This window comes from Dysgonomonas sp. 25 (assembly GCF_010501075.1).
In the GTDB taxonomy this organism is placed as follows: domain Bacteria; phylum Bacteroidota; class Bacteroidia; order Bacteroidales; family Dysgonomonadaceae; genus Dysgonomonas.
On the sequence record NZ_QVMN01000001.1, the window covers coordinates 203,367 to 230,365 of the forward strand.

Genomic DNA, 26,999 nt, shown 5'->3' on the forward strand with positions numbered 1-26,999 from the left:
TGACAATTAGCAGATTCGTAAATTAGAAAATGTACTGTATTTGCTAATTTGCTAATATCCGAATTTTCATATTGACATTATGGGTAACCCAAAAGCATTTTTAACCGTAAAGAGAAAAGAAGCCGGCTATCGTCCGGTACAAGATAGAGTGGCCGACTTTGGCGAAGTAGAACAAACGCTGAATACGGACGACCGTCGCGAACAGGCTTCGCGCTGTATGGATTGCGGCGTGCCGTTTTGTCATTGGGCTTGTCCGTTGGGGAATAAGATGCCCGAATGGCAGGAATATATCTACAAAGGTGATTGGCGTTTAGCTGCCGAAGTGTTGCAGCAAACAAATGATTTTCCGGAATTTACGGGACGTGTCTGTCCTGCACCTTGCGAACGCTCGTGTGTGCTTTCGTTGCACCGCTCTCCTGTTACAATCAGGGAGAATGAGGCTGCTACCTTGGAGCAGGCTTATGAATTAGGCTATATCGTTCCGCAAATACCCGAAGTAAGGACGGGGAAAACAGTTGCCGTTATCGGTTCTGGGCCTTCGGGATTAGCCGTAGCCAACCAATTGAACCGAAAAGGGCATGAAGTTACCGTCTATGAAAAGAGTAACAGTATCGGCGGGCTGCTTCGCTATGGTATCCCCGATTTCAAACTGAATAAGAGCGTCGTAGAGCGCCGCGTGAAACTGATGGAAGCCGAAGGAGTGAAATTTGTTACCAGTGTAGAAGTGGGTAAAGACATTAAAGGTAAAGACCTGCTTCAACAATACGATGCCGTTTGCGTGGCTATCGGTTCGCAGATTCCGCGCGATTTGCCTGTCGAAGGACGTGACCTGAAAGGCGTCTATTTTGCCATGGAATACCTTTCGATGCAAAATAAGTTAGTAGCGAAAGAGACAGTTCCGGCAAAAGAATTAATAGATGCCAAAGGAAAAAATGTACTGGTTATCGGTGGTGGCGATACGGGTTCGGACTGTATCGGAACGGCCAACCGTCAGGGGGCTGCCAATATTCTGCAAATAGAGATTATGCCGAAGCCGCCTAAACTGGAAGATATAGAGAATCCTTGGCCTGTGCCTTTTCCTGTGGTGTTGAAAACATCTTCTTCGCACCTCGAAGGTTGCGGACGCCGTTGGTCGGTAAATACCAAACGCTTTATCGGCGAAAATGGGATATTGACGGGCGTCGAACTGGTTGAAATCGAATGGGTAAAGGATGATTCGGGTAAAATGACACTGAAAGAGGTTGGGAAACCAGAAATATTCAAAGTCGATTTAGTTTTTCTTGCCTTAGGTTTCCTACATCCGACGCAGGATGGTTTATTAGCCGAGATGGGCTTGAAAGTCGACGACATCCGTCATAATGTGCAGACCGACGACAAACGCCGGACAAATGTCAGCAAGGTTTTTGCTGCGGGCGACTGTGTCAGCGGTCAGTCCTTGGTTGTGAGGTGTATAGCCTCGGGGCGTGAGACGGCTAAACATATAGATGAATTTTTGAAGAAATAGTTAGTATGTGTATGATGATGAAGGCTCTTGAGATTTTTCTCAGGGGCTTTTATTTGCACATTGGGAAGATGCTGTTATCGGACGAGGGAGTACAATATAATCGGGATAATCAATCACCGCTTTTTCCATGCCGGATTTTTTATTTTCAAGAATATGGAAACCAATAATAGTAAGGTGAAAAGGTAGATAGGTAATGAGATTTTGAAAATATGTTCTATAGTATCCTGTCCTATAAACATCATTTCGTCTTTACAGATTCGTAGAGGGCTTTTCATATCATCAGTATAGCTGTCTTCTTGAACAAAATTTTCTCCGAGTGGATTGAGTTTAAACAAGAGAGTTACCCCATCCCCTTTATATTCCGGATAAGTATGAATCGCCAAAAAAGACTTTGCAAACAGGCATACTGCACAAATGGCAATAGCGGTAATTAGGATTATTTTCAAAAATTTACTTTTGTGCATGATATAGCTATATACCCTTAGTGTGTTTGTTTCTTATAATTCAAAGATAGTAAATGTTTGATAAACAGAGATAATTATCTCTTAATTCTTTTATTTTTGTTTTAACTGAAAAATCCCGATAGAGATGTTTGTTTTATAATACCTCTATATTTTAGAAAGTCGTATATTTGTATTGGAAAAGTAGCTGTTCAAATAGTTTTCGGGTAAAATACACGAGTATATGAGAAAGCATAAAAATCTGATTTTCTACTCTGTTTTAGTAGGGGTGTCTTTTATCCTGATTTATCTGCTGGTGCGCTTCGGACAAATCAACCTCGAGCCTGTACAGGTGGATTCGTTAGGGGTAGACGGGCAATCTTCGTGGGTAAGCTTTATTTCCAATATGCTCGACAACCTATTTGATCCTGTTTCCATCCTCCTCCTGCAAATTATTGTCATTCTTATTGCTGTCAGGCTTTTCGGTTGGATTTGCCAGAAAATAGGACAGCCTACAGTCGTCGGGGAGATTCTGGCCGGAGTGTTGTTAGGCCCTTCTTTGTTAGGTCATTACTTCCCCGAAATATATGATTATGTTTTCCCTGCCTCTTCGTTGGGGAATATTAATTTTCTGAGCCAGATAGGCCTTATCCTGTTCATGTTTATCGTGGGGCTCGAATTGGATATACGTACCATCAAAAGCAAGGCAAACGATGCCATCATCATCAGCCATAGCAGTATTGCCGTTACGTTTACGTTCGGGGTGCTTTTAGCTTACTTGCTGTATGACGGTTTTACGTATGAGAATACACCCTTCCTGCCTTTTGCCCTGTTTATGGGTATTGCGTTGAGTATCGCCGCATTCCCTGTAATGGCGCGTATAATCCACGAGCGGGGGATAAATAAGACACCTCTGGGTTCGACCATCATAACTACCGCAGCTATCGATGATATTACCGCCTGGTGTCTGCTGGCAGTGGTTATTGCTATCAGCAAAGCGGGTTCGTTTCTTAGTGCTCTGTATGTCATATTGTTGTCGGTGGTTTATATTCTTTTCATGTTTAAGGTCGTACGTCCTTTTCTCAAGCGGGTTGCGAGCCAACAATCGTCGAAAAGGATATTGAGCAAAGCCGTTATCGCTCTCTTTTTCGTGGTATTGTTTTTCTCCTCTTATGCTACCGAAGTAATTGGCATCCATGCGCTGTTCGGGGCGTTTATAGCGGGTGTTATTATGCCGTCGAGCGTTAACTTCCGCAACCTGATAACCGAAAAAATAGAAGATGTAACACTTGTATTGCTTCTCCCTTTGTTCTTTGTATATACCGGCTTGCGCACGCAGATAGGATTGCTGAATGAGCCGCGTCTATGGGCAATCTGCGGAGCGATTGTTTTACTGGCGATTGTGGGTAAGCTTTTCAGTAGTGCATTGGCTGCCCGTTTTCTGGGGAAGAGCTGGAAAGACAGCCTGATTATCGGTTCGCTGATGAATACACGCGGATTGATGCAGTTGGTCGTGCTGACTATCGGCTTCGATTTGGGCTTCCTTACGCCCGAAGTGTTTGCCATGATGGTGGTAGTGGCATTGGCAACAACCTTCCTCACCTCGCCGCTGCTCGACTTGATAGAAAAGATATACAGCAAAAAGAAATCGCAGAAAACAGCCAAAGAGAAGAAATATCGCATCGTGGTATCGTTCGACAATACCGAAATGGGACGAAAACTCCTTTTCCTTGCCAATAGTTTTATCCGTAAGCGACAGTCGCAGTCGGAGCTGACAATGATTCACCTGACAGAGGGGCATGCTTTGTATCAATATGGAATGGACGAAGAGGAAGAAAGTATATTCAAACCGGTACTGGACGAAGCTTCTATACTGAACCAGAATATTGTGCCGTCCTTCGAGGTGGTGAACGATATCCCTTCGAGTGTGGCAAAAATAGCGAACAAAGGCGAATATAACCTCCTGTTGGTTGCTGCACGCGGTTCGTTATTCGGGTCTAACCTTTTCAGCCGGGCATTGCATCATACCAATCGTATTATCCGTATTCCCCGTTTCGTATTGAAGCGGCTGAAAGGATATAAGCGATGGCGGCACGCAGTAGGCGCACCTATCGATATGGCTACGCGTACCATCATCACCAAGACGCATATTCCGATTGGCATATTTATTGATAAGGGTATGGTAGGTATCCGCAACATATTTGTGCCGATACTCGACGAAGAAGATATCTTTATGGGTGAATTTATGGAACGTTTAGCCGAAAACTCCTATGTGCGTATTACTTTGTGGGACGCTATAGGGCTGTCGGATAATTCTATCCAATTCATCCAGTCCATCAGGGCTATAAAGGCTGTAAATCCTTATCTGTTCCAATTGTGGAACAAGCATATACCTATCGACGGTTCTATCCTGAAAAAGCAGGATTTGATGATGATAAGCCTCGATAGCTGGAAGCGGCTGGACGATACAAATACCAAATGGCTGAAAGATATCCCTTCGACGCTTGTTCTGAATAAATAACACACATAGCTAAATAAAACGAATGAATATAAAAGACATTATAAGCAAAAAGAAAGATATATTGCAATACCTGTCAAAAAGGCAGTTGCGCAACGCATTCAAATCGTTGAATACGGTGGCGGCCAACAGTCAGGATTGGCGGGTTCTGGAGACGTTGAGCGAACTCGAAACCAATTATAAATTCATGCTTCACTATTTCTTCGAAAAGACGGAAGATGCTGAACGCGAAAAGGTTTATAACAATTTACTACGCTCGTTATACGAATTGACAGACGATATTACCGACGAATTGCTGAAGATAGAATCCTCCAATATTTTCTTCGAAAGGTTGCGGATAAATGAGGTCAATGCACCTCTATCCGTCAATGATTGCCGTGCACAGTTGAAAGACATAACTGCTAATTTGTCATTGTTGGAGCTGATAGAAAACGAGGAGGAAAAGAAACGGAAGGCAAAAGATACCGCTATCCGCCGCGAACGTATCGGTTCGGAGATGTTCAATGCGATATTCGTTTCACCTCGCGCAAAAGAAGAAGATTTAGCAAGCTACAAAGCTTTCTTGGAAAGTATAGACATCCATACGCGCGAGAAATGCCTGTTAGTATCGGCAATCACACTCAATTTACTGCATCGGTTCGATTTTCGCAAAATCCAATTGTTGATGTATGCGGCAGCAGAGGAAGAAATGCAGGTTCGCGCGCGCGCTACAGTAGCATTGATTATCATTATGCAAATGTATGATGTGCGCTGGCAATATTATCCCGAACTGCAAAATCAGCTGGATACATTGAGCGAAAACCCCGATTTCCGAAAGTCAGTCCGAACGGTTATCATCCAATTGATACGTTCGCGCGAGACGGAACGTATAAGTAAGAAGATTACCGAAGAAATACTGCCTGAAATGATGCGTTTCAACAATTTGGCAGGGCGTAAACTCAATATGGAAGAACTATTGAGCGACTCGGATTTTTCGGGCAAAAATCCCGAATGGAAAAAGGAACTCGAAGAATCGGGCTTGGCCGATAAATTGCAGGAATATTCGAACCTGCAAATGGAGGGGGCGGATGTCTTTCATTCCACCTTCTCGAGTCTGAAGAATTTTCCTTTCTTTTCGGAGATGGGCAATTGGTTTATGCCTTTTGATACATCTTATTCCGAAATATCCGACATATTCAATACAGGAGATAGTTCCTTATTGTTGAAGGCTGCTATTATCGATTCAAATCATATGTGCAATTCGGATAAGTATTCGTTTTGCCTGAGCCTGTTGCAAATTCCTCAGGCACAGCGCGAAATCATGTTGCACCGGATGGGCGCCGAATCGGAAGAAATGAAGCAGATGCAACGCGAAGCCTTGGAAATGAACAAAAAAGCGACGGAAGAAACCGTTTCGAACCAGTATATTCAGGATTTATATCGCTTCTTCAAGCTGAATCCGTACAGGGGCAATTTCTTCGATATATTTAAGTTACGTCTGAACTTCTATGATAAAAAAACGATTGCTCCGCTTATTTCCGATGCCGAAAGCATCAGGCAGATAGCGCTTTACTGCTTCGATAAGGACAATTTCAAAGAAGCACTCGATATATTCGAAATCCTGATAAAACGAGGCGAAGACAACGGCGATGTATGGCAAAAGATAGGTTATTGCAAGCAGATGCTCGACGACCTCGACGGGGCGCTGGAAGCTTATTTGCAGGCCGATTTGATTACGCCGTCCAATTCGTGGATACTCCGCCGTATAGCGCACATCTACCGTTCGAAGAAAGAATATACCCGCGCCATAGAATATTATCTGAAGGCATTGGCTATCACGCCGGAGAATATGAGCCTGGAAATGGCTATCGGTCATTGTTATCTGGAACTGAAGGATTACGAGAAAGCGCTGAACAGCTATTTTAAAGTAGAATTTTCGGAATCGAAAGAAAGCCCTAAAGCCTTGCGTCCGATTGCATGGACGGCATTCTTGTCCGGAAAGTTCGAACTGGCGCAGAAATACTATGCGCAGATTTCAGGAAAGAACCCGACTGTGCATGATTTTCTCAATGCAGGGCATGTAGAATTATGCCAGGGAAACCTGTCGAAAGCGATAGAGTATTATAAACGTTCGGCGCAGATGTCAGAAAATTATGATTCTTTTGTCGAATTATTTGAGGCGGATAAAGAAATTTTAGTAGTTTTAGGTCAAGATAAACTAATATTCGCGTATTTACTCGACCAAATACAATATTTGACCAATATGTAATGTTTTTTGGCCGATTTAATGCCCAAAGAGCCCCGGATTTTATACAAGACTCGATGAAGTTTTTATTATATTTGCAGACTATAAGATGCACCCCGGCAATTACAAGCAAGCTTGATTGTGCCCGGCTTTCATTATATTTGCCTCTCCCCCAAAAGAGAGAATCACAATTTGATATAAAACTATAGAAATAAATATCTAAAAAATAATAACTGCTGAGAAATGGAAAATAACGAATTACTGGAACAGGTTATAGCAAAAGCAAAGACATGGCTTTCGGATAAATATGATGCCGAAACACGGAAAGAAGTACAGGCGCTGCTGGATAATCCTGATAAAAACCCGCTTATCGATGCTTTCTACAAAGAGCTCGAATTCGGTACGGGTGGGCTTCGCGGAGTGATGGGAGCCGGTTGTAACCGCGTGAATATATATACTGTAGGTGCTGCAACACAAGGATTGGCTAACTATCTGTTGAAAGAATTTGCCGGACTTGACCAGATAAAAGTGGTTATTGGCTACGACTGCCGCCACAATAGCAAGTTTTTTGCCGACACGGTTGCTGGAATTTTCTCGGCTAACGGTATCAAGGCTTATGTCTTTGAAGATTTGAGGCCTACACCCGAAATCTCCTATGCTATCCGCAAATTGGGTTGCCAGAGCGGGGTGATGATTACAGCATCCCACAACCCACCGAAATATAACGGTTATAAGGTTTACTTCAACGATGGGGCGCAGGTTGTTCCTCCGCACGACAGGAACATTATTGCCGAAGTTGGCCGCGTGAAGGTCGATGAAATCAAATTCGCGAAGAATGAGAAGCTTATCGAGGTGATAGGAGAGAAGATAGACAATGCCTTCATTGAGGAGTTGAAAACCATCCTGCTCTCGCCTGATTGCATTAAAAAATATGCCGATTTGCCGATTGTTTACACGCCAATTCACGGTACAGGGGTGAAAATCGTTCCGATGGCATTGAAGGCTGCCGGATTCAACAATATCATCAACGTGCCGGAGCAGGACGTTGTAGACGGTAACTTCCCTACGGTAAAATCGCCAAACCCCGAAGAGCCTGCTGCCATGGCAATGGGACTTCAACGGGCAATAGAGACGAATGCCGAATTGGTATTTGCGACCGACCCCGATGCCGACCGCTTCGGTGCGGGCATCCGTAACGATAAAGGCGAATTTATCCTGCTCAATGGTAATCAGACCATGCTGATGCTGGTGTATTATATTATTACCCGAAAAAGAGAGTTAGGACAACTCACAGGAAAAGAATATACCGTCCGTACCATTGTATCGAGTACGTTGACGCAAACCATTTCGGAAAAGAATGGCGTGGAGATGTTCGAGTGTTACACCGGCTTCAAGTGGATTGCCAAAGTGATGCGCGAATTGGAAGGAAAACGTATCTACATCGGAGGGGGAGAGGAAAGCTACGGTTTCCTTGCCGAAGATTTTGTACGCGATAAAGATTCTGTTTCGGCTGCTATGTTGTTCGGCGAGATGGCTGCATGGGCGAAGGATAATGGTAAAACATTATACGAATTGCTGCAGGATATCTATGTGGAATACGGCTTCTCGAAAGAGAAAGGTATCTCCGTTGTGCGCGAAGGTATGAAAGGCGCCGAAGAAATAGAAGCAATGATGAAGAACTTCCGCGATAACCCGATGAAAGAAATTGCCGGTTCGAAGGTCATATTGATGAAAGACTTCTCTACACTCAAAGCACAGGATTTGAATCTGAATGAGACGTTTACGTTAGAGATGCCGACGACATCGAACGTATTGCAATACTTTGCTGCCGACAAGACTAAAATATCTATCCGTCCGTCGGGTACAGAGCCTAAAATCAAGTTCTATATCGAGGTACACGATAAATTGAATTCGCGTGCCGATTATAATGCTCTGAACGAAAGAACAGAACAGAAGATTGCACAGATTATGAAAGAATTGGGTGTATAACACCTATTCTATAAATATGATAAAGGCTCATCGCTAAGATGGGCCTTTTTATTACCTTTACAGAAACAACTATAAAAATAACAGCACATGAAGAAAGTTTTGTTTGTATTATTAATCGCTTTATTTACGATGAGTTGCACAACAAATAAGCCCGACAATTCCAAAGAGCAAGGACATATCCATTTAGTGGTGTCGCTGACGATAAAACCCGAATGTAAAGACGAGTTAATGTCGGCACTGAAAACGATGGTTGCCGAAACCCGCAAAGAAAAAGGCTGTATAGCCTATTATCTGCTGGAAAAAGAAGGTGAGTCAAACGAGTATGTGCTGATAGAGGAATGGGCATCGCAGGAGGATTTGGATAATCATGGAGCTTCCGCTCACTATGCCCAATATAAGAAGGCGACAGAAGGAAGGTTTGAATCTTCTACACTCGAACGGGCGACGTTAGTGTATTAATCATTATAGCATTTCCCGAAAAAGATACTATCTTTGCCATATAATATAAAAATATCGTCCATGAAAGGAATTATTCTTGCAGGAGGAAGCGCAACACGACTTTACCCTTTGTCGAAGGCTATATCGAAACAGATTATGCCGGTATACGACAAACCAATGATTTATTATCCCTTATCCACATTGATGTTGGCGGGAATACGCGAAGTGTTAGTCATTTCCACACCCCGTGATTTACCTATGTTCCGCGACTTGCTCGGAACAGGCGAAGGCTTGGGGATGAAATTCGAGTATATTATTCAGGAGACGCCCAACGGGCTGGCACAGGCATTCGTGTTGGGTGCCGATTTCCTTGCCGGAGAGCCGGGATGCCTTATTCTGGGAGACAATATGTTTTACGGGCAAGGATTCTCCAAGATGCTGCGCGAAGCGGCTTCGATTGAAGGCGGTGCATGTATATTCGGCTATTACGTCAAAGATCCGCGCGCTTATGGTGTGGTGGAATTTGATGAGTCGGGTAGGGTGATCTCATTGGAAGAGAAGCCCGAGAAACCGAAATCGAATTATGCTGTTCCGGGATTGTATTTCTATGACAAAACGGTGGTGGAAAAGGCTAAAGCCCTAAAACCTTCGGTTCGTGGGGAATATGAAATAACCGACCTGAATAAATGTTATTTGGAAGAAGGAAGCCTTCAGGTAAAACTCTTCGGGCGTGGTTTTGCATGGCTCGATACGGGCAACTGCGACAGCTTGCTTGAAGCCGGAAACTTTGTGGAAACGATTCAGAACCGACAAGGTTTTTATGTTTCCTGTATCGAAGAAATTGCATGGCGCAATAAATGGATTGGTGACGAACAGCTACGCCAGTTAGGACAACGATTAGATAAAACCGCATACGGAAAATATATACTCAGTCTATTAGACCAATAAACAACAATGAAGTTTACAGAACAAAAGATAAAAGGTGTTTGGGTTATCGAACCCAAGGTATTTGCTGACGACAGAGGCTATTTTATGGAGTCGTACAAAAAGGCTCTTTTCGAACAACATGTCGGAAAAGTAGAATTTCTACAGGATAACGAATCCAAATCAACCAAAGGAGTATTGCGCGGATTGCATTACCAGAGAGGCGAACATTCGCAGGCAAAGCTGGTAAGGGCTTTACAAGGCACTGTGCTCGATGTAGTGGTGGATATCCGCAAATCGTCGCCGACATTCGGGCAGCATGTAGCGGTGGAATTGTCGGACGAGAATAAAAAACAGCTTTTTGTGCCTCGCGGTTTTGCGCACGGGTTCCTCGTATTGAGCGATACAGCTGTATTTTCTTATAAAGTGGATAATCTGTATTCGCCGGAGCATGATGCTTCTATCTTCTGGAATGACGAGACATTGAATATAGACTGGGGAAAACACGAATCGGAACTAATCCTTTCCGCTAAAGACAAAGCTGCTAAAACACTTGCCGAAGCAATTCTATTCGACTAAACAGCATGGCTAAGAAACGCAGGAAAGCATCTCCGAAAAAGCGTGTCCGCCGGAAACGTACCGATAAGGAAAGTGTACGGATAAAGCGGTTGGCTATCGGGTTGTTGATTCTTGCTTTTCTGGGAGCAGCACTCACTTTTGCCTATTTCAAATACTGGAAAACCGAACCGAACAAATTCGATTCGGACAAATATGTCGTGCGGGGTATCGATGTCTCGCATCATCAGCCTGTATTGGATTGGTCTGTCGTTGCAGGTAAGAATAATATAACCTTCGCATACATCAAAGCAACCGAAGGGTTGACGCATACCGACCGGAATTATGCCGAGAATTATGTTGGTGCTCAAAAAGCGGGTGTTCTTATCGGCGCATATCATTTCTATACCTTTGGCGTATCGGGTAAGGAACAGGCAAAGCATTTCATCAAACATGCCAAAAGCGGGTCGGGCGACTTGATCCCCGTCATCGATGTAGAGCATTCCAAATCGAATCCGCATAGTAAAGACAGCACGTTCAATGCTTCGGTAAAGAATGAGTTGAAGCATCTGGAAATGGCTCTCTACGAACATTATGGCGTGCGGCCGATGATTTATACCAATAAAGAATGCTACAAGTTGTATGTAAAAGATGTGCTTCCCAATAATTATATCTGGATATGTGATTTGCACAGGGAACCGGGCGATGATATTAAGAACTGGCGTATCTGGCAGTTTTCGCATACGGGAAAACTCTCCGGAGTGGGCGAAAAAATAGATTTAAACTATTACAGGTATTCTTTCCGCGAGTTCAGGGAATTGTTATTGCCCTGAAAAGTTTATCTTTGTCATACAGAATATTGAAAAATAAAATTGAACTATGTCACGACTATTCCGATATATACCATTTGCCTTTTTGTCCGTAATTTGTCTGTTTACATCGTGCTTTCACGAAGACAATTATTCGAATACGAATAAAGGAAACTTCGAAATGCTATGGAAAGTATTGGACGAACGTTATTGCTTCTTCGAATATAAAAATGTCGATTGGGACGAAGTACACGATCGTTATGCTGCCCAAGTGACCGACGATATGAATCAGTATGATTTTTTCTACCTGATGCGCGATATGCTTGCCGAACTGAAGGATGGACACGTCAATCTGGTTTCCCGGTTCGACAATGCGCGCTATTGGGCTTGGTTCGAGGATTATCCATACAATTTTGACAAAAACCTGCTGGAATTGAAGTATCTGGGTAAAAGTGACGAATATAGTATTGCCGGAGGGTTGAAATACAAAATGCTGCCCGATAGTGTAGGGTATATCTATTGCGAAAGCTTCTCTGACGGTTTTAGCGAGACGAATCTCGATTATATTTTGTATCGCCTGCGTGGGGCGCATGGCTTGATAGTGGATGTCCGCAACAATGGCGGTGGCATGCTGACACAGAGCGAGCGGCTGGCAGCCCGTTTCTTTGACGGAAAAACGCAGGTAGGCTATATTTCTCACAAGACAGGAAAAGGGCACGACAGCTTTTCTAAGCCTTATAAACGCGAGGTAGAAGCGCCTAAAGGCAGAATCATGTGGACGCTAAAACCTGTTGTGGTACTCACAAACCGCCGTAGTTACAGCGCAACGAACGATTTTATCAATACGGTTTCGTATGCTCCCAATGTAATCACGATGGGCGACCGTTCGGGCGGCGGAAGCGGATTGCCTTTCTCGTCGGAGATACCGAATGGATGGTCTATTCGTTTCTCGGCCTCGCCTATGTATAATCTCGACATGGAACATCTCGAATTCGGAATAGACCCGGATGTGCCGGTCAATATGGACGACACAGACAAGCAAAACGGAAAAGACACCATCATCGAAAGGGCTCGGGCGTATATTTTAAGTAATCCTTGATTATAATTTTCTTGTAAGTTTATCTATATTTATTTATAAGTAGACAGGTATACGAGTAAACAAGTAGACGGGTTTATTAGCAATGAGTTTACAAAACGAAAAAGAAAAGTAACCTGTCAAAAATACTCGAAATGAGTAGAGAAATGTTACTTTTTTCCTCTGTATTACTCTGTGAAAAACTCTGTGGTTAAAAAGAAAAAGTAACTCGATAAAAAACGTCGAAAATAAGTACACTTGTGTTACTTTTTATTGTCACTTCGAACGGATGTGAGAAGTCTCTATCCAAAAGCGCGAAAGAGATGCCTCCTATTGTCGGCATGACAAGCGTGTCTGCTCTTTGTGAACTTAGTGTAGAACCTTTGTGTTCTTCGTGGTTTAGTAATTATTGAGTGAACGGGTTTATTAGTTATGAGTTTACAAGAGGGAAAGAAAAGTAACATGATGAGAAAAATACTCGAAATAAGTATAGGTTTGTTACTTTTTTAAGGGAAAGAGGTTGGACGCAGGGGCAAAAGCAAAAGGAGCAACCCGAAGGCTACTCCTTAGATATTATAAAAATTGAGGATCGGTTTTTAATCAACCTGAACAATCAAGAAACGGCTAATACTCCAGAATCGTTGATAGTCGGAGATACGAATAACAGCATTTCCCGTTGCATCTGTGCCTATTCCATACGAGCCTTTCGGGTGATCCGATAGTATCTTTGCCTTTTTGGCATATACAGGTATCTCTTCTACATTGCGAATGTCGATAGTGATAAACTTATCTTTTTCTATACCTTCATTCAATACCTTTGTAGAAGCCAGGAATCCACCTGTTATCACCTTAGCCTCTTTCAGTTCGTTCTTGGTTCCGAACATGTAATAAGCTGTATTGAGCTCGACTTCCTGCTCTTTTATTTTATCTGCTTGCAATTCATTCTTCTCTGCCAATATTTGCACATTGTCGGACAAGTCCTGCACATCTGTTTGCAGTTGGAGAATCTGGGCGTCGCGTTTCTGCAAAGCCTCCTGCAATTCGTTAATAGCCAAGGCTCTTTCGGCGAGCTGTTCATTCAGCCTTTTGATTGTAGCCTGTAGGCCGCTGGAATTGTTTTTCGAGTTTTTGAGCTGGGAATTGAGCTTTGCGATATCTTCCTTGTTCTTCTTGAGGATTTCGTTTATCATAGTGATATTGCTATTTATCTCAGCCCGCTTGTCCTGCGATAGTTTTCCGCTTTCCTTACTTTGTACAGCAAGGTAGTTTTCAGCAGTCCTGATCTGGTCAAATCCTTCTTCTACATCGCTGATGATTGCCATCATCTCTTTCAGTTCGGTCGCTCCTTCGGCATTCATTTGAGCCAAGGAATCGCGTTCAGCTTCTAAACGTTTATACTCTTCCGAGTTCTTTACATTACATGAGGCCAATAGCCCAATACATATGCATCCGATAAGTACTTTTTTCATATCTGTTCTAATTAGTTTCTGTTTCTTCTTGTATTGTTGTTGAATCTTTGTCTTTACCTGTAACTACTATAACAAACTCACCTCTTGGTTCGTTTATGACAAAATGGGAAATTAGTTCTTTTAACGTTCCACGCTGAATCTCCTCGAACTTCTTCGATATCTCACGGCAGACCACCGCTTTCCGCGATTCACCCATATATTCGGCCAATTGGGTAAGGGTTTTGATTATCCTGTAAGGAGATTCGTATATGATCATTGTACGATCTTCTTCTGCCAGTTCCTTTAGGCGGGTCATACGCCCTTTCTTCTGAGGGAGGAAGCCTTCGAAGCAAAATCGATCGGATGGGATGCCGGATACAACCAGCGCCGGCACAAATGCCGTCGCCCCCGGTAAGCATTCGACCTCTATTCCTTCCCGAACGCATTCTCGAATAATCAGGAAGCCGGGGTCGGAGATGCCGGGCGTACCGGCATCGGAAATCAATGCGATGTCTTGTCCGGCATGCAACCTGTCCATAATATAGGAGACAACCTTATGCTCGTTAAACTTATGGTAGGATTGTAATCGGTTCTCGATCTGATAGTGCTTCAGCAGCACGCTGCTTGTCCGGGTATCTTCCGCCAAAATCAAATCTACTTCATTCAGCAGGCGTATTGCCCTGAATGTAATGTCTTCCAGATTCCCTATCGGAGTAGGTATTATATAAAGTTTAGCCATGGCTTTATTGATATTGTAAGGACAAATATACGAAAAATATAAAGGCGCAAACAGAATAGGCCGTCTTCTTATTAGAATAGATGTATTGAAGCATTTTATATGTACTCAAAGCTAAAGATAGAATCAATAACGGCTTAGAATGTTAAATTTATTTGATTTTTTAACTTTAGGGCGTATTTTTATTCCATAAATATTTTTTTGTATGAGTTTAGTCCTTACCTTTGCATTGTACATATCAATATGTACGATTATTAAGCTATTATTCCTATCTTTTGAGATAGTTATTTTATTCTAAAATAAATAATAGTTTTAATAGTTTTGTGTGTTTGTAAATGAAAAAAAAGGACAGCTGACTATGTGATATAGTAGGCTGTTCGTTTTTTAGGGGGGGGGAGATATTACATTTATATATTATATAGAGAGAATTTATATTTTTCAGCATAAAAAGTCATCATTTTATTTTGAAGTTAAAAAAAAGTACATATCTTTGCATCGCTTTTGAAGAAAAGTACGGTGTTCGAACAACACTGGAGAGATGGCAGAGTGGTCGATTGCGGCGGTCTTGAAAACCGTTGAAGTGAGAGCTTCCGGGGGTTCGAATCCCTCTCTCTCCGCTGAAACCGGCAGACCACGCCGGACAGTAACTGGACAAAAGCCTACAAGTCAATGATTTGTAGGCTTTTTTGTTTGTATTTTGTCCAGCATAAAAGACACCAAAAAGACCTCAAAAGACACAAATCTGTGCCTAAATCGTTACCGATTCCATACCGGACAAAAACGGTAACGATTTGTCCAAAAATGACCTCTCGCTGTCCAAATTTGTACAGCCTGTATATATCTCACAATTAATACATTAAAAGTAATTTTGTAACATTAAAAAGTGAGATTATGAAGAGTACATTCAAAGTCCTTTTCTACCTTAAAAAAGGGTCAGAAAAACGTAATGGAGAGGTAACAATTATGGCAAGAATTACCGTTGATGGAAAAATTTGCCAGTTTAGTACAAAACAAAGCATCCATCCCGATAATTGGAGTGTGAAAGCTGGTAAAGCGACCGGGAAATCTTGCGCACAGCTTAATAAGTTGCTTGAAGATATAAAAGCATCATTACATCAAATCTACCATGAACAGCAACGGCGTGAAAACTACGTTACTGCCGAACAAATCAAGAATGAATTTTTAGGGCATACGGAGAACCACGAAACGTTACTGAATTTATTTCAGAAGCATAATGATGATGTAAAGCAGCTTATAGGTCTATCTAAATCTGCATCTACCTATCAAAAGTATGAAGTAACCCGCAAGCATCTTGCGAATTTCATCCAAGCTAAGTACAACCTTTCTGATATAGCTTTGAAGTCTATTAACAATATGTTTATCAATGACTTTGAAGTATATCTTATGACAGTTGGCAGATGTAACCATAACACGACTGCCAAGTTTATGCAATTCTTCAAGCGCATTGTTTTGATTGCCCGTAATAATGGGTTAATTGTCGGCGACCCTTTTGCTAACTATAAAATACGCCTACAAAGGGTTGATAGAGGTTATCTTACAGAAGAAGAAATAAAGAAAATCCTTGAACTAAACCTTGTTTCCGAAAGGCTGGAACACGTTCGGGATTTATTTCTCTTTTCCTGTTTTTGTGGTTTGGCTTACATAGATGTAGCAGGGCTTAGAAAAGAACATATCCGCAAATCGTTTGACGGTAACCTTTGGATTATGACTAAGCGTGTAAAGACCGGAATAGATGTAAATGTACCGTTACTGGACATCCCCAAAATGATTTTGGATAAGTATAAGGATAAGTTACCTAACGGAAAAATCCTTCCTGTAATCAGCAATCAAAAACTTAATTCCTATTTGAAGGAGATTGCCGACCTTGCCGGAATCAATAAAAACCTTACGTTTCATCTTGCCCGCCATACCTTCGCTACCACAACGACACTGGGTAAAGGAGTTCCCATTGAAACCGTTTCTAAAATGCTGGGGCATACCAATATTGAAACGACCCAAATCTACGCCCGCATTACTAATAGCAAGATTAGTAGCGATATGAAAGGACTTTCCGAACAGTTTACTGGTATTGAGAAAATCTATAAAAAAGCGGCTCAATAGTTACCTATTTTCAGTAGTTAACCAATGGGTAACGAATTAGGTAACGATTTTCAATGTAAAACACTAAAGTATAAATAGATATGGAATTACAAGTTATTCAAAACAAAATTTTTGAAGTCCGGGGATACAGGGTAATGCTGGACTTCCATTTAGCAGAGTTATATAATGTAAAGACAAAAGTTCTCAAACAGGCTGTCAAACGTAATATTCAGCGATTTCCTTCTGACTTTATGTTTGAACTGGATAAAGAGGAGTTTCACCAACTGGTCACAATTTGTGACCAGTTCCCCGAAACCCTAAAACATAGTTCTGTCAGCCCAATGGTTTTCACGGAACAGGGTGTAGCAATGCTTTCTACGGTGTTGAGAAGCCAAACAGCAATAGATGTAAACATATCTATTATGCGGGCATTTGTCCTGATGCGACAAATGGTTATCGGATATGATGAACTTCTTAAACGTATCGAGGAACTGGAAGAAAGTACAGATGCACAATTCAGTGAAATATACCAAGCTTTAACCCAGTTATTAAGTAAACCTGACCCCGAACCAAGAAAACCCATAGGATACAGAATACCTGATGAAGAAAAATAACTTATCACAATTTGTGATAACCTAATGATGGCGAGCCGACAAAGCCCGCCATTTTTTATTTAGCCAGCTTCAAAATTCGGATTGCACCACGAATAACAACAAGAAAAACTACTATGCCTATTATCAAATCAGGAATATTGCTTTCAAGCCACCAAACAAATAAGGCTGCTATAATAACTCCAATATTTATAATAACATCGTTTGCCGAAAATATTACGCTTGCTCTAATGTGTGCATCCTTACTTTTAGTACGTTGGAGCAACCATAGACAGATGGAGTTAGCAAGTAAGGCAAGTAAGCTAATGACAATCATAGTCTTAAATTCGGGCATAACCTCAAATCCTAAGAAACGCCTTATAACCTCTGACAGCCCTAATGCTGCAAGTAAAATTTGCAGGTAGCCACTTATAAGTGCCACTCGCTTTTTCTTTGCAATAACAGCCCCCACAGCCATAAGGCTCATACCATAAACAAGAGCATCTGCCAGCATATCAAGGCTATCTGCTACTAATCCCATTGAACCTGAAATAAGCCCTGTCGTAATTTCAATCAAGAAGAAAGCGAAATTGATTGCGAGTACAATCCATAGAACCCTTCGCTGTCGGGCTGGATTATCGGTAGAATCATTACCATCTGTTGCCACTGTTTCTTGAAGCTTTGCACCAAGATTAAGTGATTCAAGTTCTGTAATAAAATTACTGCTGTCGCCACTATGTGTTACAACTAATATCCGTTTTGCAAGGTCAAAATCAAGATGCTTGATAAATTTATTATCCTGTAATTTCATGCGAATAAGGCTTTCTTCACAGGGGCAATCCATTTTTGGAATATGAAATACTGATTTATACATAATTAGAACCTTTATTATACGATACAAAAGTAATGCTTTTAATGCTTTTTTTCCTACTTCTCTGATGTAAACCACTCCCATAGGCAGTCATTCCATCGGGGCGGTTAATCATTTCCATTTCTATATGCAAAAGTATTTACGGCTTCTTAACGTCTTTGAAAGTTCAAGCCCTAAAGGGTTTGATGCAAAAATCTTCCTGCTGCGCTTTGCTTGAGAGTATTTTTCCACAAAAACTTGCAAAGACTAAAGCCTACACTTTCCGGCATATATGAAACGAAAACGACCGACCCGACGGAAAGACGCATATAAAAAAAGTCGGATTTACGAGAAGCAGGAAAAAAAGGTTATGAAACTCAACTCCCTCACCTCAAGAATCCGCATATATCTAAAAAATCAGAAGTTATGGAAGCAACAAGTTTAAGCGAAGCAAGGATTTATGTAGGTACATATGCAAAGTACAACGATGGCTCAATCGAGGGCAAGTGGTTTGACCTTTCCGACTTTTCGGACAAAGACGAGTTTTACGAAGCTTGTAAGGAGTTACACGCAGACGAAGAAGACCCGGAATATATGTTTCAGGACTGGGAAAATATACCGGAAAATTTAATCGGTGAAAGTTGGTTGTCTGATAACTTTTTCGACATCCGGGATGCGATGGACGATTTAAGCGAAGACGAGCAGGAAGCGTTTTTAGTATGGTGTAATCACGGTTCTCACGACCTATCGACCGAAGATGCAAACGACCTTATTTCTTCTTTCAGGGACAATTTTCAGGGCAAATATAACGATGAAGAAGATTATGCCTATGAAATTGTAGAAGAGTTATACGAACTGCCGGAGTTCGCAAAAACATACTTTGATTACGAAAAGTTTGCCCGCGACCTATTTATGGGTGATTATTGGTTTGAAGATAGTTTTGTTTTTCGGGCTTCCTGATTATTTACCGGGCGGGGAAACCCGCCCACAAAACAAATTATAATGAAAGCAAGCGGTTTATTCAGGTTATTGTTCCGGGTGGGGTTACTGGCTTCAGTAATTTATTTTCTGTCCACTTCGGCGGGTATATGGGCGGTATTGATAATAGCGTTTTTCGTTATCCGCTTTATCCTACGGTTATTTGTATCTGTATTGTATAGCCTTTTGATAGCTGTGGTTTTCATCGCCTTATTACTCACTTTATTAATGTAAATATATGGAATCACTAAATAAAAACGGAGTGTCCACGACCCAAGAGCCGGGACAAGAAAAATATGTAACGTTCATTGCAGGAGCGTTCAGGGGGACAGAATATTTCCAATATGATTACCGCCATACGGATGGGGAACTTTTCTCTACGGTAGCCAAAACGTTGGAAGAGTGCCGGAAACGGCGGGATGAATGGTTAAACAAAAAACAGTAAATAATGAAGGCATATATTTTATTTCAAACGGACGTACACAAAACAAAGTCGAGCCGTGTTTGCTTTGGTGTTTTTTCTACGGAAGAAAAAGCCATCATAGCAGCAAAAGAAAACGATTTATACAGTTGTCAGTCGGAAGTTGTAATCATCGAATGTGATATAGATAAATTTGAAGAATTATAAACCAACGGGCGGAAACTCCGCCCGCTACTTTCTTTCGTGAAGTGTTCTGAAAAAGAAAGTAGCAAAGAAACCGCTTTCCAAACTTTTGATTTTTATTGATGAAAGGATCCACCGCTAACCCGGTGGATCCTTTCATATAAATAAGCTGAAATTATGTTAGAAATCAATACTTTCGTTGTTCAATAATTGTTCATTATAGTACAGCATATTTTGAGAAATCTTATCGAATATTTTGGGTATAAGATTCTCTATTGATTCAATAGTTAGATTATTTTCAATCGGGAAACCATGATATTGATGTAGATAAAACTTAATATCAATTTGTTCGTTCAATTTTAATTTCCCAAATGGATTCTCGTTTTGGTAATTATGAAAGTTGGACAAATGAATAAAACCACATCCAAATTTATAAAGGTATTGAACATATCCTTTAACTTCGGAAGCAATATCTACCATGTCTTTATCTGTAATTATTTTCATTTTGCTATTTACAGTTAAAGTGTTCCATTTTTCATCATTAAAAGTTAGACTTATAAGCCTTTCTCTCTCCTGAACAGAATTAAGACGACCTAAGTAGATAATCCGTATGAATGTATCTACTTCCTGTCTTAGTATTGATATGCAGTTACCGAATAGACGATTTTCGTAAAGCTTATTTAGAGAAAGCTTATTTTCTTCACTTCTCCTTTTTACTAATTCGATGAATTGAAAGACTATTTGGCTCATAAATATTTTTATTTCTGCAAAAATACTCATAATAAAAAGTCGAGTAATTATTTTACTCGACTTTTTCAACATATTTAAATTCAATCTATTTCTTCACCCCACAACTCTATATCTGTGGGTGCGTTCTTAATACTTATAGATATCCAGCACCATGATAGGAACTGATAGACAGCTATACATACATATATTGTATTCATTCCTTCTGCTCTTCTTTCTCATTCTCATTATTGAAAGCAAACGTTAGCTGTACCACCTGTCCGAAGCTGTCTTCAATGTATACGTCAATTTGTTGCTGGTCGGTGGAAGCGGAAGTATAGTATAGCCGGAACGTTTCGCCCGGAAGCGGGTACAAATCATTCGGAAGAAATAATGTTCCGTCCGCCATCCGCAGCGTACCTTTACCATCCGGCTGGAAATACCTGATGAAATACTTCGTTTCTTCATAATAGCCTTCCCTTTGAAGTTGAAAACGGATTTCTGCCGTTTCACCCATCTTAATCCGTTTTTGTACGGGCATCGTTGTTACCGTGAACGGGTAAACCTGCTGGACATCCAGCTTATCATCACAAGAAAACACCAGCAGCATTGCTCCCAGCAAGTACACCCCCATTAATATGTTTCTGATTATCTTTTTCATATCGCATTAATTTATTATAAACTTGAATCCTATTCCGAACTGTGTGTGAAACTTTCCGATGGAAGAGCCGAACAGCGCACGTTCACGGGCATTGATAAGGAAAACCACCCTGTCCGTCAGGTAAGTTTCCAATTCAAGCGTAGCAGCCCCGCCATAAATAAAGGCATCCTTATTGGTAAGAGTAGAGCCATCGTATAGTTCCTTATCTCCCCAGTTACTTGTTTCGTATCCGGCAAGAGCCGACAACCCGAAGGACAGGAAGAACGTTTTCCGGCGGTCGGAAAGGATTTTGATATAATACCCGCCTTCGCCCGTAAACTGGCTTACAGGCACGGTTACATTCTTATATTCATACTCCTTATTGAAGTATTCCGCACCGACCACCCAACGGTTTCCGTTTTTGGTATAAGTGGCAAGCGCAGCACCGAAATAATATGCCGATTCCGGTTTACCGGGCTTCTTAAAGCCGTCCGCCATTCCGCCCGTAAGTTGGATTCCCTTTTGTCCGGGCAGGTAACGTTGTGCGTGTGCCAGGTTAAAAGTCTGGCACAAACACAACACTGCTATAACACAGATTAACTTCTTCATTTTACTTGATTTTAAGTTCGTTAATTACTCTGGCGTTCACAATATCTGAACTTTCGATACGGATATTTTGGTGACGGCCACCGTTCTTTTCGACCAGCTCTACCACCAGTATTTTATCATCCGGAATCGTGAACTTCGGTAAGGTATAGACTGTGCGGACTGTGGACTTCCCGCCTATGGTAATCACTTCGTTAAAACTGCGGACAGGATACAAAACTGATTCCTGAATGGCGGTACGCTTTGCCACCTTCTTATCAACAACCTTAAATTTGATAAAGTCCGTGTCAAACGGAACATTGGAAGAGTTCTTCGCCTGTGTATGGAAATAAAACATCCCATTATGCACATAAATACCTTTGATTAAGAACTGTATTCCAAAACGCTTGCATCCCAAGTGGCGTATCTCCCGGTCATTGTTTTTATAGATGGACTGCATTATCAGTTTCACCAGCAACGGCGATTCGTTCCCCAGTTCACGGAAGTAAATGTTCATCCGGGTATGGGAATAATCGGTTATGCTTTCATTCTCAAGGAAATCTTTCATTTCGATGTTCAGCATTTCCGGTTCATTGGCGTATTTGGCGTTGAAGGAATAAAAACTGCCGTCCTCACAGATAACCGAAAAGTTAGTTTCTCCCGGAAATCCTTCGGTAGAAGCTTTGACACGGATAACATTTTCTGCCCCATCCGCTTTTCCTGCGATAAGATGGGTTGAACCCAAATCCACGTATTTGACTGTGGAAGGGAAAATAATGTGTACCGTTTTGGCAAACGTTACCTGAACACCGTAAGGCGTAACCATCTGCCCGTAAGGAAATTTTTGGGTAATACCCTGAAACAAATCGTTGCTTTGCGCTTTGACCGTTACTGCACCGATAACCAGTGCGAACATGATAAATAACTTTTTCATTACAAATTGATTTTTAGTTGCCATTGGCGGGTGGATAGCCCGCTTCCCGGCGGATTAATAATTGAGAAATTTTTGTGGTTGTTATTACTGTTTTGTGAATAGCATTACTTTGTAATCGGCTTTCAGGTTCACTTTTACTGTCCTGAACTTCTTTGACAGGTATTGCGACCCGCCTTGCAGAACACCCCTTGTCAAATCCGAAACGATGGCAGCCCCCGCATTTTGATTGACGGTAAAGCTTGAGCCAAGCCCAGCACCGATATTTGCCATACCTTCGTTCAGGGCTTGCATTTCCAGCGAGGACGGAACGGATAAACCTTTCTGCCCGTCCGAATCATAGACTACCAATTCAACCGGAATGATATTACCTTCATATTCCAATGAAGAGATATTAATATCCATGCGCTCACCCTGAACCCGTGCCGTTCCTGATAACAAGCTGTTTTTCGGCATCCTGATATGACCCGCCTGTAACGGCTCTAACAGGCGAAGGCGGACATTCTGCCCGTCCATCACCGACTGGTCTTCATGGATACAGGCAAGAATCGTATTCTTTCCCATTAACGACCCAGTTCCGACCGCCGTATTAAATCCATAATTCCGGGGCTGGCTGTATGCTGCAATAAACTCCGCATCACTCATAGGTACTTGAAGTCCCGAAACGGTTTGTTCTGTTACGGCTTGCACAGGCAACGCCTGAACCTTTCCCTGTATGGATGCAGTTGGCGTTACCTGCTTTACTGCCTGTTCCTGCCCGCCGTTCATGTATTTGGCTGCCAGTTCATAGGATTTTTCAAGTAGTGCCAGTTGTTCATCCGCCGTACTTTGGGTATTTTCCCGTTCATACAGCCGGGATTCCAGTTCTTCAATCTTCCGTGCCAGTTCTTCTTTTTCCGGGTCTTCTTTGGGCGTTTCGTAAAAACTTCCCAACTGTCGGTTTATATCCTGATAGGCATAAGCCGAAGATTGGACATAAGAACCATTGCGGGAAGAACCGCCGTAATAACTCCGGCTGTTACTTGATGGTTGTTCTTCCGGCAGGTCGGCGGTCAGGCTCAAGTTATCCGTAACCTTATTTTCTTCACCCAATGTAAAGCCGAAGTCCTGCAAAGAACGCATCCGGTCTTCCTGTTTCGACTTCATGGATTCCTGTTCGTAAGCCGTCTTTTTATCGCCATATATCCCGTCTTCTTTGGGTAAGGGTATATCGGCATTAAAACCGCCGATTTCGTCCGGCTTTACTTCGTCTTTTGAGGACGGGGCAAATATCAGCCACATACATCCGGCAAAAGCAAGGAACATCAACGGGAAGATGATAAGTTTCTTCCGTTTCTGTAATTCCTGCGGGGAAAGTTGCTTTTTCTCTTTCCCTTCTTTGTTGTTACTCGTTTCCTGATTCAAATTCTGATTCTGTTCCATATTTTTGTAATTGATAATGGTTTATACTGTCTTTCCGTTCCAGTTCCAAGCGTTCAATATGCCTTATCTCCAAAAATTCTTTTTCCGCACTTTTCTTTCCTATATTATATATGGAAGAAACCGTCCAGTAAATAGATAGGATACTACCGCCGAGAATAAAGGTTATGATAATGATTATCCGGGCATCTTTCGACAGGCTTCCGCAAGCGTAACGCAGCTTATCATCTACCCAGTCCCGCAGGTTTGTTAATGATTTCTTTACCATAGCCTTACCGTTTTAATACCTGTAAATCTTTATTTTCCGTAATCTCAAAAGCTTCAATGGTAAAGCCATGCGGGTTGTTATCACTCCTTACGGAGTTCAGCAACCGGCATCGGGTGATAAGGCTTCTTTCGGTAACACTACTTTCCCTGATAATCATTTGCCGGGCATAGGTCGCCACTTGATAGGGATAGTGGTCGAAGTTGCATATTACACTGTCCACCTGTACCGACTGGTTGATATTCCCGGAAATGATACGGTTATAATACCCCTTTTCGGATAAGTCCTTATAATAGTTGAAAGCACTTTTATCCGTTAGGTACAATGAACGCTGTATGTTTGATTCAATGGCGTTCTTATCCGGTGAAAGGGTGAAAAAGAGTTCGTGGAAACGCCGAACGTGTTCCTTTGCTTCTACGGGACGGTTCTGTGATAAGTCCTGCGAAAGTGCCAGCATAAGGGATTTCCCCCCATCGAGAACGTAAATCTTTTCACGCTGTTTTTCTGCAAAACTGTACGAGTTCCAAAGGGCATAACCTACAATCCCGGCACACAGGCATACAAATACAATCCCGAACAGGCGTATTTGCTTGAAACTGGTTTCTATATTTTTTAAACTTTTAAACTCCATATTTTTACTGTTTATTTTTTAATTAATTTTCCGGCGATGTTTCCACCTACTGCCCCGGCTGCTGCACCCGCAAGGTTTCCGCCACCACTTGCTGTTTTAGAAAGATTTCGGTTCATACCACCCAATCCGCCAGCCTGAATAATCCAGTTGGATACTGTTGGGATGGTGAAGTATCCCACAATTCCGATAATCATAAAAATGATGTAAACCGTATTGGAACTGTCGGGTATAAAACTGGGGTCGTCCAATAACTGTAAATCACGTTCCAGCATTAAGACCTGAATCCGGGCAAGGATGGAACTGAATAAATCTGATACGGGAAGCCACAGGTACACGCTTACATAGCGTGTTATCCATTGCGTTAAGGTTGATTGGAAGCCATCATAGACCGATATTGCAAAAGCAATCGGGCCAAGTATGGCTAATACAATCAAATAGAACGTCCGTATCGTGTCAATGACAAGGGCAGCAGCCTGAAAGAGTATTTCCAGCAGTTCCCTGAACCAGTCCCGGACTGCTTTCTTTATATTGTAAGAAGCCCGTTCCATATACATCCCCATCGTTGTAATCAAATCCGAAGGCGACCAGCCCAGTTCATCCAGTTGCTTGTCAAACTCTTCATCGGAAACGAGGTAAGCGGTTTCAGGATTCCGAAGCATAGCTTCATATTCCTTTTTATCTTTCAGTTCCCGGTACTTATTCATATCGAAGGTTTGTCCTTCCAGAATTTGATTCGTTCCTTTTACTACCGGGGATAGTACACTGTTTATCGTTCCCAAAACGATAGTCGGAAAGAACATAATGCACAGACCAATGGCGAAAGGTCGCAAAAGCGGGTACACATCTATCGGTTCGGCTCTCGATAGGGCTTGCCATACCTTTGCAGCCACATAGAATAATGCACCCAATCCCGCCACACCTTTGGCTACCCCTGTCATGTTACTGCACAAGGGCATCATATCCACATAAAGATTTTTCAGAATCTCATGCAGGTTTCCCCAATCAACGGCTAACAATGTCATAATTACCAGTATCTATCGTTAGCAGTTCCATACAGAGCCATTACACGGTCGGTATCGCTGATTTTCTTTGCCCGCAGGTAAGACACGGATATATTCTTACGGGTATAATAAGAAACCAAGTTCCGGTAATTTAATACGGAATTATATGCTTTGTCTATCCGTTCCATACGTTCGGCATCTGTCATGGACAGCCCGTTGATATTCACTACATTTTTCAGTTCCGTAAGTACATCCGAACTTTCTTCCAACAGTTTGGAATATCCGAACGCAATGGCATTGAGTTCTTCCGGTCGGAAGTTCTTATCCGATAACATTAGCTGGAAGTTGGTAACATATATATCCGTAATCTCACCGAGTAGAAGCACGGTTTTTTGTACTTTCCGGGCATCTTTCACCAAATTGTTTACCGATTTCAAGGCATCATAATATTGCTTGCCTTGGTCGTACAATTTTTTAGTTTCCTTGAAAGTATCCAGTGTATTACTGACAGTCTTTGAAGTCTGTGCAATTTCTTTGGTGGTATTGACAATACCTTGAGCCAAATTTGTCGGGTCGATTACCGCCCATTGTGCGCTGGCGTTACCTACAAACAGGCAGAGTGCCACAGCTAACATCATTATTTTTGTTTTCATTGCTTTAATTTTTTGATTGTTTCTTACTTCTTACATACTCACCGCCGGAGGATAGCAGTATCCTGTCGGTTTCGCTATCATAGCTTATCAATATCGAAAATCCCGTTTCGATAAACAGGTATCCGTCTTTTTCTATGATTTGGTAGGTTTCCGCACGGGTTTCGCCCCTGCGGGTTCTTCGTTGCATGGTTACTTTATAGCCATCCGCACTTTCAAAGACCGTGAACGATGGTCGGTTCGTAACGCTTTCCCAATGTCCACACATGGCTTTCAGTCGGTCGGCGTTGGTTTCCTTACAGGAAGACAAAGCCAGCAGGACAGCACACAGAAGCATCGGGAAGATGAATCTTATTTGTTTCATATTGA

The 26,999-nt window shown here is 42.0% G+C and carries 28 protein-coding genes and 1 tRNA gene; 15 read left to right on the forward strand and 14 right to left on the reverse strand.

Annotated elements, in window-relative coordinates; translation table 11 throughout:
- The first annotated feature begins 79 nt into the window (after window positions 1–79).
- A complete protein-coding gene (locus D0T66_RS00825) occupies window positions 80–1,504 on the forward strand; it encodes a glutamate synthase subunit beta (protein ID WP_163355134.1) in 1,425 nt (474 codons plus the stop codon).
- A 113-nt stretch (window positions 1,505–1,617) separates the two neighbouring features.
- Here the strand turns inward: D0T66_RS00825 and D0T66_RS00830 are convergent, their stop codons facing one another.
- Window positions 1,618–1,950: a hypothetical protein gene (locus D0T66_RS00830; protein WP_163355135.1), complete on the reverse strand. Its 333-nt coding sequence runs from the start codon at window positions 1,948–1,950 to the stop codon at window positions 1,618–1,620.
- Window positions 1,951–2,188: 238 nt separating this feature from the next.
- Here D0T66_RS00830 and D0T66_RS00835 point away from each other — a divergent pair, with 238 nt between their 5' ends.
- The 8 genes from D0T66_RS00835 (at window position 2,189) to D0T66_RS00870 (ending at window position 12,500) form a co-directional block, all read left to right on the forward strand.
- Window positions 2,189–4,465 carry a cation:proton antiporter gene (locus tag D0T66_RS00835; protein ID WP_163355136.1) on the forward strand — a complete coding sequence of 759 codons (2,277 nt, stop codon included), beginning with the start codon at window positions 2,189–2,191 and terminating at the stop codon, window positions 4,463–4,465.
- 22 nt (window positions 4,466–4,487) lie between these two features.
- On the forward strand, window positions 4,488–6,710 hold the full coding sequence (locus D0T66_RS00840; protein WP_163355137.1) for a lipopolysaccharide assembly protein LapB: 2,223 nt from the start codon (window positions 4,488–4,490) through the stop codon (window positions 6,708–6,710).
- A 219-nt stretch (window positions 6,711–6,929) separates the two neighbouring features.
- Window positions 6,930–8,675: a phospho-sugar mutase gene (locus D0T66_RS00845; RefSeq protein WP_163355138.1), complete on the forward strand. Its 1,746-nt coding sequence runs from the start codon at window positions 6,930–6,932 to the stop codon at window positions 8,673–8,675.
- Between the two features lie 87 nt (window positions 8,676–8,762).
- Window positions 8,763–9,134: a putative quinol monooxygenase gene (locus D0T66_RS00850; protein WP_163355139.1), complete on the forward strand. Its 372-nt coding sequence runs from the start codon at window positions 8,763–8,765 to the stop codon at window positions 9,132–9,134.
- 60 nt (window positions 9,135–9,194) lie between these two features.
- A complete protein-coding gene (rfbA, locus tag D0T66_RS00855) occupies window positions 9,195–10,061 on the forward strand; it encodes a glucose-1-phosphate thymidylyltransferase RfbA (RefSeq protein ID WP_163355140.1) in 867 nt (288 codons plus the stop codon).
- Between the two features lie 6 nt (window positions 10,062–10,067).
- Window positions 10,068–10,616, forward strand: a complete 549-nt coding sequence (gene rfbC / locus D0T66_RS00860; RefSeq protein WP_163355141.1) for a dTDP-4-dehydrorhamnose 3,5-epimerase — start codon at window positions 10,068–10,070, stop codon at window positions 10,614–10,616.
- A 5-nt stretch (window positions 10,617–10,621) separates the two neighbouring features.
- Entirely contained in the window at window positions 10,622–11,425 is an 804-nt protein-coding gene (locus D0T66_RS00865; RefSeq protein WP_163355142.1) for a glycoside hydrolase family 25 protein, read from the forward strand.
- A gap of 46 nt (window positions 11,426–11,471) precedes the next feature.
- Complete coding sequence (locus D0T66_RS00870) at window positions 11,472–12,500, forward strand: S41 family peptidase (protein WP_163355143.1); 1,029 nt, start codon at window positions 11,472–11,474, stop codon at window positions 12,498–12,500.
- A gap of 572 nt (window positions 12,501–13,072) precedes the next feature.
- Here the strand turns inward: D0T66_RS00870 and D0T66_RS00875 are convergent.
- Complete coding sequence (locus tag D0T66_RS00875) at window positions 13,073–13,945, reverse strand: hypothetical protein (RefSeq protein WP_163355144.1); 873 nt, start codon at window positions 13,943–13,945, stop codon at window positions 13,073–13,075.
- Between the two features lie 7 nt (window positions 13,946–13,952).
- Complete coding sequence (gene rsmI / locus D0T66_RS00880) at window positions 13,953–14,663, reverse strand: 16S rRNA (cytidine(1402)-2'-O)-methyltransferase (protein WP_163355145.1); 711 nt, start codon at window positions 14,661–14,663, stop codon at window positions 13,953–13,955.
- Window positions 14,664–15,192: 529 nt separating this feature from the next.
- On the opposite strand from rsmI, the gene D0T66_RS00885 reads away from it, so the two are divergent.
- The 3 genes from D0T66_RS00885 to D0T66_RS00895 all read left to right on the forward strand — a co-directional run bounded on the left by D0T66_RS00885 (window position 15,193) and on the right by D0T66_RS00895 (window position 17,374).
- Window positions 15,193–15,277 (forward strand) — tRNA-Ser (locus tag D0T66_RS00885).
- Window positions 15,278–15,551: 274 nt separating this feature from the next.
- Window positions 15,552–16,781, forward strand: coding sequence for a site-specific integrase (locus D0T66_RS00890; protein WP_163355146.1), 1,230 nt, complete (start codon window positions 15,552–15,554; stop codon window positions 16,779–16,781).
- 80 nt (window positions 16,782–16,861) lie between these two features.
- On the forward strand, window positions 16,862–17,374 hold the full coding sequence (locus D0T66_RS00895) for an ORF6N domain-containing protein (RefSeq protein ID WP_163355147.1): 513 nt from the start codon (window positions 16,862–16,864) through the stop codon (window positions 17,372–17,374).
- A gap of 55 nt (window positions 17,375–17,429) precedes the next feature.
- Here the strand turns inward: D0T66_RS00895 and D0T66_RS00900 are convergent, their stop codons facing one another.
- Window positions 17,430–18,224, reverse strand: a complete 795-nt coding sequence (locus D0T66_RS00900; protein ID WP_163355148.1) for a cation transporter — start codon at window positions 18,222–18,224, stop codon at window positions 17,430–17,432.
- A 402-nt stretch (window positions 18,225–18,626) separates the two neighbouring features.
- Between D0T66_RS00900 and D0T66_RS00910 the strand changes: the two genes are divergently transcribed.
- The 3 genes from D0T66_RS00910 (at window position 18,627) to D0T66_RS00920 (ending at window position 19,806) form a co-directional block, all read left to right on the forward strand.
- Window positions 18,627–19,160 (forward strand): antirestriction protein ArdA, encoded by a 534-nt coding sequence (locus D0T66_RS00910; RefSeq protein ID WP_163355149.1) that lies wholly within the window; start codon window positions 18,627–18,629, stop codon window positions 19,158–19,160.
- 256 nt (window positions 19,161–19,416) lie between these two features.
- Window positions 19,417–19,623, forward strand: coding sequence for a DUF3873 domain-containing protein (locus D0T66_RS00915; RefSeq protein WP_025003717.1), 207 nt, complete (start codon window positions 19,417–19,419; stop codon window positions 19,621–19,623).
- A gap of 3 nt (window positions 19,624–19,626) precedes the next feature.
- Window positions 19,627–19,806, forward strand: coding sequence for a hypothetical protein (locus D0T66_RS00920; protein WP_163355150.1), 180 nt, complete (start codon window positions 19,627–19,629; stop codon window positions 19,804–19,806).
- Window positions 19,807–19,962: 156 nt separating this feature from the next.
- On the opposite strand, the gene D0T66_RS00925 is transcribed toward D0T66_RS00920, so the two are convergent.
- The 10 genes from D0T66_RS00925 to D0T66_RS00970 form a co-directional block, all read right to left on the reverse strand.
- Entirely contained in the window at window positions 19,963–20,532 is a 570-nt protein-coding gene (locus D0T66_RS00925; RefSeq protein WP_163355151.1) for a hypothetical protein, read from the reverse strand.
- 193 nt (window positions 20,533–20,725) lie between these two features.
- Window positions 20,726–21,169 (reverse strand): DUF3872 domain-containing protein, encoded by a 444-nt coding sequence (locus tag D0T66_RS00930; protein WP_163355152.1) that lies wholly within the window; start codon window positions 21,167–21,169, stop codon window positions 20,726–20,728.
- 6 nt (window positions 21,170–21,175) lie between these two features.
- A complete protein-coding gene (locus D0T66_RS00935) occupies window positions 21,176–21,757 on the reverse strand; it encodes a conjugal transfer protein TraO (protein ID WP_163355153.1) in 582 nt (193 codons plus the stop codon).
- 1 nt (window position 21,758) lies between these two features.
- Window positions 21,759–22,667, reverse strand: coding sequence for a conjugative transposon protein TraN (gene traN / locus D0T66_RS00940; protein ID WP_163355154.1), 909 nt, complete (start codon window positions 22,665–22,667; stop codon window positions 21,759–21,761).
- Window positions 22,668–22,751: 84 nt separating this feature from the next.
- Window positions 22,752–24,086, reverse strand: coding sequence for a conjugative transposon protein TraM (gene traM, locus D0T66_RS00945; RefSeq protein ID WP_163355155.1), 1,335 nt, complete (start codon window positions 24,084–24,086; stop codon window positions 22,752–22,754).
- Complete coding sequence (locus D0T66_RS00950) at window positions 24,049–24,351, reverse strand: TraL conjugative transposon family protein (RefSeq protein WP_163355156.1); 303 nt, start codon at window positions 24,349–24,351, stop codon at window positions 24,049–24,051. The genes traM and D0T66_RS00950 overlap by 38 nt, the downstream gene beginning before the upstream one ends.
- A gap of 4 nt (window positions 24,352–24,355) precedes the next feature.
- Window positions 24,356–24,979, reverse strand: coding sequence for a conjugative transposon protein TraK (gene traK / locus D0T66_RS00955; RefSeq protein WP_163355157.1), 624 nt, complete (start codon window positions 24,977–24,979; stop codon window positions 24,356–24,358).
- 11 nt (window positions 24,980–24,990) lie between these two features.
- Window positions 24,991–26,001 (reverse strand): conjugative transposon protein TraJ, encoded by a 1,011-nt coding sequence (gene traJ / locus D0T66_RS00960; RefSeq protein WP_036844670.1) that lies wholly within the window; start codon window positions 25,999–26,001, stop codon window positions 24,991–24,993.
- Window positions 26,002–26,003: 2 nt separating this feature from the next.
- Entirely contained in the window at window positions 26,004–26,633 is a 630-nt protein-coding gene (locus D0T66_RS00965; RefSeq protein WP_163355158.1) for a DUF4141 domain-containing protein, read from the reverse strand.
- A 4-nt stretch (window positions 26,634–26,637) separates the two neighbouring features.
- Window positions 26,638–26,994, reverse strand: a complete 357-nt coding sequence (locus tag D0T66_RS00970) for a DUF3876 domain-containing protein (protein WP_163355159.1) — start codon at window positions 26,992–26,994, stop codon at window positions 26,638–26,640.
- Window positions 26,995–26,999: the final 5 nt, after the last annotated feature.